Source organism: Phenylobacterium sp. CCH9-H3, from assembly GCF_001557235.1.
Taxonomy (GTDB): domain Bacteria; phylum Pseudomonadota; class Alphaproteobacteria; order Caulobacterales; family Caulobacteraceae; genus Phenylobacterium.
This window is the reverse complement of the sequence record NZ_LSJI01000013.1, coordinates 1-8,831: the sequence shown is the minus strand read 5'-3', so window position 1 is coordinate 8,831 and position 8,831 is coordinate 1. Positions and strand designations below refer to the sequence as shown.

Annotated in this window: 9 protein-coding genes; 1 reads left to right on the top strand and 8 read right to left on the bottom strand. The window is 64.8% G+C overall.

Features of this window, described 5'->3' with window-relative positions; genetic code table 11:
- The 8 genes from AX721_RS28665 to fliQ all read right to left on the bottom strand — a co-directional run.
- On the bottom strand, positions 1-313 hold a 313-nt coding region (locus tag AX721_RS28665; RefSeq protein ID WP_369807883.1), incomplete at its 3' end, for a calcium-binding protein.
- Between the two features lie 244 nt (positions 314-557).
- Positions 558-3,188: a vitamin K epoxide reductase family protein gene (locus AX721_RS00820; protein WP_068874029.1), complete on the bottom strand. Its 2,631-nt coding sequence runs from the start codon at positions 3,186-3,188 to the stop codon at positions 558-560.
- Positions 3,189-3,312: 124 nt separating this feature from the next.
- The gene (locus AX721_RS00815) at positions 3,313-4,074 is read right to left on the bottom strand and encodes an SDR family NAD(P)-dependent oxidoreductase (protein WP_068874028.1); all 762 of its coding nucleotides are present in this window, start codon (positions 4,072-4,074) and stop codon (positions 3,313-3,315) included.
- Between the two features lie 84 nt (positions 4,075-4,158).
- On the bottom strand, positions 4,159-5,478 hold the full coding sequence (locus tag AX721_RS00810) for a family 1 glycosylhydrolase (protein ID WP_231733230.1): 1,320 nt from the start codon (positions 5,476-5,478) through the stop codon (positions 4,159-4,161).
- A 287-nt stretch (positions 5,479-5,765) separates the two neighbouring features.
- Positions 5,766-6,059: a hypothetical protein gene (locus tag AX721_RS00805; protein ID WP_068874027.1), complete on the bottom strand. Its 294-nt coding sequence runs from the start codon at positions 6,057-6,059 to the stop codon at positions 5,766-5,768.
- A 209-nt stretch (positions 6,060-6,268) separates the two neighbouring features.
- Positions 6,269-7,186 carry an NAD(P)/FAD-dependent oxidoreductase gene (locus tag AX721_RS00800; RefSeq protein WP_082765415.1) on the bottom strand — a complete coding sequence of 306 codons (918 nt, stop codon included), beginning with the start codon at positions 7,184-7,186 and terminating at the stop codon, positions 6,269-6,271.
- A gap of 40 nt (positions 7,187-7,226) precedes the next feature.
- On the bottom strand, positions 7,227-7,883 hold the full coding sequence (locus AX721_RS00795; RefSeq protein ID WP_082765409.1) for a cytochrome c: 657 nt from the start codon (positions 7,881-7,883) through the stop codon (positions 7,227-7,229).
- Positions 7,884-7,993: 110 nt separating this feature from the next.
- Entirely contained in the window at positions 7,994-8,257 is a 264-nt protein-coding gene (gene fliQ, locus AX721_RS00790) for a flagellar biosynthesis protein FliQ (protein ID WP_068874026.1), read from the bottom strand.
- Positions 8,258-8,640: 383 nt separating this feature from the next.
- On the opposite strand from fliQ, the gene AX721_RS28195 reads away from it, so the two are divergent.
- Positions 8,641-8,831 (top strand): hypothetical protein (locus AX721_RS28195; protein WP_231754691.1); only part of this gene is annotated, 191 nt, incomplete at its 3' end.

Sequence of the window (8,831 nt, the reverse complement as noted above, 5' to 3'; positions counted from 1 at the left end):
GGTCGCCGCCGCTGCCGCCGGTCAGTCGATCGGCGCCATCTCCGCCGCTGAGAGTGTCCTGGCCCTGGTCGCCGTAGAGAACGTCGTTTTGGCGTGAGCCGGAGATTTGGTCGTCGCCGCCCAGTCCCCACAAGTGGTCCCGGTCACCACGTCCGCCCAGCACGTCGCGCCCTTCATCGCCGATAGCGATTTGATAGTCGTACCGCTCGCGGCCGGCATCGAAGTCAAACGTCAGACCTTCGGCGGCCATGTACTCATTGGCCAAGTCTTGGAGCGGTGTATCCTTCCAGTTATGGGAGAGCTTGTGCGACATGGTAGGTCCTGCTGAAGATTGCTGCGGTTGGAACGTTTGTTGCCGCTCAATTTGGAAGGGCGACGCGAACCTGCAACTCGTCTTGCCGACAGGAAGTTCCGTGGTCTAGCGTTGTTCTAGCTGTTTCCTATGCAGCTTAATGACCGCAGGCGAGTTCGGGCCACTCCCTGCCATCGGGACGGGGCGTCGACAGCTTAGGCACGCTGCTGCGCGTATCGATGATGTCTTCGGACCGGTATGCCGATCAGACCACCCACTTGTCCCAGTTTGCGTAGCGCTCCTGGCTGCGCCGTCCGCGCGGCAAGCTGAGGCCGACGAGGGCGAGGCCCAACACGATGCTGGCGATCTGGCCCGCCAGCGTATCTCCGCTGAGCAGGAAGGGCGCGGCGACGAGCCAGGCTCCAAGCGCCGCATTGGCCAGTCGAAGCGGACGGGCCACCTCCGAGGTGGCGATGATTGCGACGGTGATCACGAGCGCGCCCACCACGTGGTCACTGTTGGCCATCTCGCCGGAGGCTCCGAACACGACCCGGGTCAGCATCAGGAGCGCTCCGATGGCGACGCTCGCCCCGAGCGTCCAGGGGAGGGTCATCCCCCGGACGGAATCCTTCCAGAACGCGGCTGGGCTCGACAGGGCGTCCGCCTCGTCAACCCCGCCGGCGCCCACGGGGCCGCCCCGGAAAAAGGTACGGATTACCGGCTTGCCGGTGCAACGCACCCACCAGAGATACTGGCCCGTGGCGATCACCTCATCCAGCGCGAACGGGATCATGATCAACATCGCCAGGGCCGCGAAGAGGCAGAGCGTGCACCAGGTTCCGATAACGATGGGTTGAATGATGATGAAGTAGATGCTGACCACACCCAGCGGGATGACCAGGATGCCGAAGAAGGTCACCATCCACGGCATCGTCCGCCAGCGGTCGCGGCCGCCCATGACCGCCATCAAGATCTCGAGCGTGTAGCTGATGGCCCCCAAGCCGGCATCGGGGATTGGCCAGGCCTTGGACACTGAGGAGGAGATGATCTCTTCCGTGCCGTTCTTCAGGTTCACGGGATCGCCGCCAAAGAAGGGCTCGAACACCGCGTCGATGTGCCCCAGCTGATAAGCGGTGAGTACACGCGAGATCAGCAGGCCGACCAGTCCCAGCAGGGCAATCGGCAGACGCTGCGCCCAGGTCGAGGGACAGTAGGTCCAGCCGGGTGGGATATTCTTCGGGTCCATCATCCCGGCCATGCTCATGCCGGGCATCATCGGGATCAGCACCGAGAAGGCGATCACCAGCACGCCCACGAGAGTGTCGTTGAGGTATTGCGCGGCGCTCGGCGTCCAGAACAGCATCGGCGCGAAGAGCAGCCAAAGGCCCACAAAGGTGTTGGCCCATTGGGCGAACCAGGCGGTGCGTTTCGAGAGCGAGAGCGCGCCGAAGGTGGCGATTGCTAGCCCGCTCAGGAGATCGCTTAGGACCAGCGCCGTGGCCCGCGCATCTAGGCCGGCCAGCCCCCGATCATCGCTCACCGCCTGCACGAGCGGGCTCGCCGCCGCGGCCCCCATTCCGTCGTAGATCAGTGGGCTAGCGGCGAGCCACAGCCCCAGGCCGATATTGGCGAAATGCGCCCATCGCACGCGGCGGGCGTCGGCTTCCATCATCGCCATGTGGTCATGTCCGCCGCCGCCGCCGCCGTGCATTGCGTGCTGTGCCGTCGGGGCCACGAGGGTTTCAGGCGCTTGCATCTTGTCGTGCTTCAGAGGCTCGCCGCCGCCTGCGTGGGTCGCGCCAGCGTCGCGTTCGTGCGACGCGCTGTCAGGGCGCGTCCAGGCGACGACCGACGGGTCGAGCTCGTTGGTCTCGTACCAGCCCGTTGGGTCGCGCTTTAATGCGTCGACGATCTTCGGCAGGGTCGCCCTGAGGCTATGCTGCGGGACCCAATCGAGCAGGGTTCGAGCGCGGGTGATATCCAGGACGTAATGATCGTTCGACTGGTCGACCATCCACGGCTTCACGAACTCATCGTCCCCCAACGCCTCCGTCTGCAACCAGGCGCCTAGCTTGGCCACAGGCTTAGGAATGCGGATCGTCTCCCAGTCCTCCCCATGCAGCGCCTGTCCGATGATGTCTTGGACCTCGCTATAACCGAGCGCTTCGGGCTCTCCGAGCAGAAGGGGAAGCTCGGTCGGCAGCTCGCTTCGCCGCGTGACAAGCTTGGCGATCGCCTCGATCAGATCGTCAAGATGGACGAACGCCTGCCCGGCGCAGAGCATGCCGGGGTAGACGTGCGCGGTCAGCCGGTGCTCGTAGATCCGCGCCACGTGCTCGGCGATGAACGGGGAGTGGGCAAGGTCATCGTAGACCCCGGCGATGCGGAGCATCACGACCGGGATGTGGCCGTGTTCCTGGCGCACCAGAGCTTCGGTCCGGACCTTCGATTCCGGATAGGCCCACCCCGGCGAGATGGGCGAGTCTTCGTTGATGGTCTTGTCCGGCCGGTCTGTCGGCTGGTGCACCAGCATGGTGCTGGCGAGGATGAACTGGCCGACCTCAAACCGCTGCAGGCCTTCGACCAGCCGTCGCGCCCCCTGGACCGTGATCTTGTCGTACATCGGGTTGGGCTTGCCGGAGACGTCGAAGTAGGCGGCCAGGTGCACGACAGAAGCGATCCTTCCACCGAAGCGAGCGCGAACTGTCTCCAGGGCGTTGGAGACCCCTTCGTCGGTGCCGAGGTCGAAGTCGACCGCTTCCGCCTCTGTGGGCGGGTCCGGCGGACCTGCGCGGTCCAGCGCCACAACGCGATAGTCCTGCGCCAAGCGCTTGATCACGGCGCTGCCGATGAAGCCGCTGCCACCGGTCACCAGCACCACTTCGCGTTCGGCCATCGTGCGCTCCCTTTGCCTTGTCGTCTGACCCCATCTTGAGGGATACGCGCCAGCAGGGGGTCATCCAGCAAGACTCAGTCGTTTTCTTGTCTCGGCCGGCGATCTGGCGCGTGCCCGCGCCATCTCAGGCGCGCTTGGCGCCGCCCAACTGGGCGAGTCGGCCGCCGTCGGCGCTCAGCACAGCGCCATTGACGAAGCCAGCCTCGTTCGAGGCGAGGAACAGAATCGCCGCAGCAATCTGTTCCGGCGCGCCCACCTCGGCTCGGTCCACCGCCTCCAGACCAGATTTCACATTCGGATTCTCCCACAGCATCGGGGTGTCGACAGCGCCGGGCCGCACAGCGTTGACGCGGATTTGTCGGGAATCCAATTCCATCGCCAGTCCTCGGGTGAACGCTTCCAGCCCACCCTTCGAGGCCGCGTAGGGGACGACCAGCGGACCGGTGGCCTGCGCATGCACGGATGAGACGTTCACAATGGAGCCGCCGGGCGGCATGTGTGGGGCTGCGGCTTGGGCGAGCAGGAACGCGGCCTTGAGGTTGACGGCGATCACACGGTCCCAGTCAGCTTCCGGCAGATCGAGGATTGGCGCGAACGTCATCATGGCCGCATTGTTCACCAGCACGTCCACGCGCCGATGGCGCTCGAGGGTCGCAGACACCACCCTGCGGGCTTCTTCCGGACGCGACAGGTCCGCCGGGACGAACATCGCGCCACCCCCGTCCTGGGCGCGCGCCTCGACGGCGCTTTGAGCTGCCTGTCCCTTTTCCCGTCCGCGGCCGACAAGGGTGACCTGCGCCCCCTCGGCGGCGAAAGCCGCCGCGGTCGCCAGTCCAATCCCCGACGTCGATCCGGTGACAATCACGACCTTGTCCGCAAACCGCATGTCGAGAGCGCCTTCGCTGAGAACCTAAGCTCCCGCAGCAACGCGCTTGCCGCGGTTCGGCTGCGCGGACGACGCAATCTGAAGTCAAGCCGAACGCCCGCCAGACTGCGGATCCTGTTGCTCGCGCCGCGCCATGTACTGCCGCATCCAGTCGCGCCGGCGTTGAACATAGGGCTCGTCGGTCTCGCTCGGCAGCACGATGGGCACGGTCAGGCAGAGACTCTGGGCGGGCAGCACGTCCTGCCACTCGGCGATGAGCTCCTTATAGGCGCGGCCAACCGGGCGAATGTTGCGGCCAAGGTCGTAGAGACCCAGCGGATTGACGGCGCCCCGGGTCTCGCGCAGCGCACTGTCCCAATCAACCTGGTCGGTGAGCGAATACCAGGTGAAGCCGACTGTGGGGACGCCTGTGTTGCGCACCCTGAGCACGTTGGCCCACTGGCGCCATAGCCACTCGACCGCCTCCTGCCCCTGCGGACCTTGCCGCAGGTTGGTCTCGGTGTGCATCACCGGCAGTCTGTAGCGGTCATGATACTGACGGGTGATCTCGTCGTAGCCGAACACGTCCCCCGCAGCCCAGGTGCGGCCGTCCTCCGCCACCCGGTGTTCATTGGTGATGTAATAGTCGGTACCCATAATGCAGTGATGGCGCAGATGACTGTGCATGAAGAAGTGGTATTCTTCACGGCTCATACCGTTGTCCATCAGGTACTCGTACATCTCAGACTCGACTCTCTTACCGTAGTTAAGGTCGAGCGAAAGAAAACGCCGGGCGTTCATCAGCTCCGCGGGACGTATGGCGGCCGGGGTGTCGGCGTGGAAATACTCCGAGGACTCGCTTTGAATGAAGATGGCGTCCAGCCTCACGCGTACGATTTCATGCATGGCGAGCAGGTTGGCGCGCACCAGATGCTTCAAAGCCGTCACGAAGGCCCGGTCGCTGGTCTGCTGCTCGTTCCACCAGCCATAGAGAGCGGAGAAGGTGGCGCAGATGAACATCTCGTTGACCGGCGTATAGAGCTGCACCCAAGGATAGCGCTCGGCGAAGGCCCTGGCGTAGCGCGCGAACTGCTCGGGGAAGTCCGGATTCTGGAAATTACCGAGCCAGTCGGGTACGCCGAAATGGCAGAGGTCGATAATCGGCACGACGTCGCGGCGCTTGAGGTCGGCAAGGGTGAGGTCGGCGAACTCCCAGTCGAAACGGTTCGGCCCGAGGTATGTCTTGTGCAGCGGCGGTCCAAAGCGCAGGAAACGCACACCCAAATCCTCGACGAGGTCAAAGTCGGTCTTCCATTGGCTGTAGAAGCCGCACTTCTCCATTTCGTCGACACGCACCCGTCCTTGATCCAGGGTCGGGATGCTGTTCTCGATACCTGTGGCGAACATGAAGAATGGATTGATCACGGCCTCGGCTCTCCTGTGGTGTCATGATCGCCCTGCGCCAGTCCTCGAATCACCGGCCGTGAGCGCATACCCCCGGGTCAGATGCGAGGCAGCCGCGGCCTGGCTGACCGACTGCGGCTGCGGCCGTGCGCCAACGCCGCGACAGCGGCTCCGGTGGCAGCGGGGATATCACGGTTGTGTCAGCCCATAGGCGCTGCTCACAAGGACCTGAAGCGGCTCTGCGGCCAGGTCGAGCGTTGAGCGACGCGTCCGCGCCGTCGCGGACCGACAGTGTTTGAGCCTCACCTTCAGTGTCGCCCCTCGAGGAGCGTCGACGGGGCGAAGTGGCCGACGCTGGACAGTACCGCGTAGGGGGTCGGTGTGAGCATGGCCGATGCGGCCAGCGCGGCCCCGGTCGTGACGCCCATCGCTAGCGCCAGCACGAGGGAGGCGACCCGTACCGGTACGAGCTCCCGCACCATGCGCGCTTCCTGCCGCAGAACCCCAATCCGGCGTAGCACTGCTGTCTCAATGTTCTCAAACGCTAGTTCGCTCGGAGCCGCCGCCAGCTCCGCCAACATCCGGTCCAGGCCGTCGCTCATCTGCGCACTCCTCACCCTCGCTAAGGATACGCGGCGCCGGTACGCCAACCCTTGGACCAATGGATAAAGTGATGGCGAGCCAAACGGCGTTGAAACCCGACAGCGTGCTGAAACCCAGGTCAAGAGGCGCTGATCGCGGCGAGAGGCCACGACAAAGCAGCCGGCCAGCGCCACGTGCGAGCAACGCCTAGCCGCCAGCGGCAGGCGCCTCAGCCATGGACGACCCGAAGAGGCGGGAGGCTATTGTGGATCGCGGTCGCGGCGATCGCCGCCTCACCGACAGCCACGCTGATCTGATCAAGGCCACGGGCGACGTCTCCCGCCGCGTAGACGTTCGGTACAAACGTGCGCTGGTGCTCATCGACGAGAATGCAGCCCGAATCGTCGACAACGACACCGATCGCCGCGGCCAGGTCCGACTGCGGCTCAACGCCCAGGGCGCCGTACGCCACGTCGAAGGGCTCGAGGGCCAATCCGTCCATCCGTCTGGCGTGCAGCCGGTCGTCCTGGACGCTCAAACTGCCCGGCTGCACAGGAACCAGCGGGACGCCCGCCGCTTCGAGCATTTCCCGGCTGGACCGGGAAACCGAATGGTTGGGGCCCAGGACGAGAACGCTGATGCTCGGACTGTAAGCACGTAGGAACAGCGCCTCGCGTGCGGCGTGTTCGTCGCCCCCGATCACGGCGATCCTGTCCAGCAAGGCTTCGAACCCGTCGCAGATCGGGCAGAACCGGAGGAGCCCGCTCTGGATGGCGCGCTCTGGTTGCGGGATCGGCGGCCGCCGGTCGATGACCCCGGTGGCGAACAGGACGGTCCGGCCGAACACCGTCCTTTCCTCCAGCTCGGCGCGCCAAAGGTCGCCATCGACCCGGTCCAATCCCGCCACCCGTCCGGCCCACTCAACAGGGTCGAACGGCGCCAGCTGTTCTCGAAGCCGCGACAGCAAGTCCGGCCCCCGGACGCCTCCAGGAAAACCGGGCACGTTGTGACTGCGTGGGATCAGCGCCGCGCGACTGTGTCCCGCGTCGGCGACCAAGACGCTGCGACGAAACCGCCGTAGGTAGAGCGCAGCGGTAAGGCCCGCGGGCCCCGCGCCAAGAATGAGACAATCGAAGATGTCACTCATCGGACGCCCGCAATCCGCGAGATGGTTGCTGCTGTGGGGCTCAGTGGCGGTCGCCTGCATGACCATCGGATTGCGCGGATGGGGCCATCATCCCTGGCATGGTCATCCCAGGCATGCCGCCACCTTGCTTCATCATCTCGTCGTGGCCGGCCGGGGCGCTGTTGATAGCGGCTTGGTACTGTGCCGGGGACATTTTGGGCAGTTGCCGCACGAAGGCCACCATGTCCCAGATCAGCTCGTCGCTGTGGCTGCGCCCCCAAGCGGGCATGGCTGTCATCTTGATGCCGTGCTTGATAGCCCAGAACTGCTCGCTCGCAGTCAAATCGGCGTTCCGCCAGAGCTCTGGCGCTTGCGGATAGAGGCCCTGGCTCATCTCCGTCTTTGCGAGCCCGGGCGCGAGGTGGCAGCCGCTGCACATCTCGGCATAGAGGCCGGCGCCGCTCGCGATCCGCTTCGGATCATCCAAGCTCACCGGCGATTTGATGCCGGCCGCCCGGGCGCTGATGGAGCGGTCGCGAAGGATCTCCAGCACCGTGTAGACGGGCCGTGTGTGAGGGGCGTCAGCGCCGATATTGTAAAGTCCAAGTCCGATGGTCACGCCAACGGCTATCGCCACAAGCAGTCCAGCGGCGCCAAGTACAACGACGACGCCGAGATGCGTCCTCGGATGTCTTAGGTCCCACCCCATCAGCTGCATCGGTTTACTCTCCCTCTGAGATTTTTGAGACTAACGCGCGCGCCGTCGGCGTTACCTGTCTCGACCGTGAATTCCGTTCAATGTGCTCGGGTTTGGGGCCGGCGGTGTCGCTACATCGCAGAGATACGCTGAGCGATGTGCTCCATGAAGCTTTTCATCTGGGTGGCCATCATCGGCAGAAAGATCAGGAGCGCGACGAAGATCGCAACGATCTTCGGCGCGTACACGAGTGTTTGCTCCTGGATCTGTGTCAAGGCTTGCACAAGCCCGATCGCAACACCGACAACCAGGCCGACGATCAAAACCGGCGCCGATATCTGCACGGTCAGCCAGATTGCTTCGCGGCCCACGTCGAGGACTTCGGCCCCGTCCACTAGCGCTGCGGTCCGGGTACGATCCCGTGGAAATCGCGATGAGAGTCGGAAACCCAGATCCGATCATCGGCCTTTGGCCTGCTAGCTGCGAAGATGTCATACGCCGTCAGTCCGAGAATGGCTGCAGCGACAAGGACCGCTGCAGCCCAAAACAGCGGCCCGCGGCCGCGGGCGAACTCGTGATTTGATCGGGACTTCATGCGGACCGCAGGGGTTGCCTTGCCAGCTCTGTTAAAGGAGTTACGCGCCGGGTCCTGCGGAACCCTCAGTGTGCTCGGGGATCTCTAAACCCGATGTCACGTCCGCTTGCTGTCCAGGACATGCGCGTGGGCGACAAAGCTCCTGTTCGCCGACCTCACGTCGGCGCCTCCAAGGAGCATCCCATGCAATGCCTTCTTGCCGCCGCCGCGGCGGCGACTGTTCTGACCATCGCCGCGGCGGCCTCGGCGCAGCCTTACGGCCCCCCCGTCGCGCCTGACGCGCCCTGGGCCAATGCCTGGCGTGTGAAACCATACATGGCCGCGAGACTGTACCAGGACGACGGAGAACGTTACGGCGGCGCTCGGTCCGACTA

What these genes read in the sequence shown, in the direction of transcription:
- AX721_RS00800 (WP_082765415.1), bottom strand. Translation starts at nt 7,186, where the DNA reads ATGAGTGACATCTTCGATTGTCTCATTCTTGGCGCGGGGCCCGCGGGC.
- AX721_RS00805 (WP_068874027.1), bottom strand. Translation starts at nt 6,059, where the DNA reads ATGAGCGACGGCCTGGACCGGATGTTGGCGGAGCTGGCGGCGGCTCCG.
- AX721_RS00820 (WP_068874029.1), bottom strand. Translation starts at nt 3,188, where the DNA reads ATGGCCGAACGCGAAGTGGTGCTGGTGACCGGTGGCAGCGGCTTCATC.
- AX721_RS00795 (WP_082765409.1), bottom strand. Translation starts at nt 7,883, where the DNA reads ATGCAGCTGATGGGGTGGGACCTAAGACATCCGAGGACGCATCTCGGC.
- AX721_RS00815 (WP_068874028.1), bottom strand. Translation starts at nt 4,074, where the DNA reads ATGCGGTTTGCGGACAAGGTCGTGATTGTCACCGGATCGACGTCGGGG.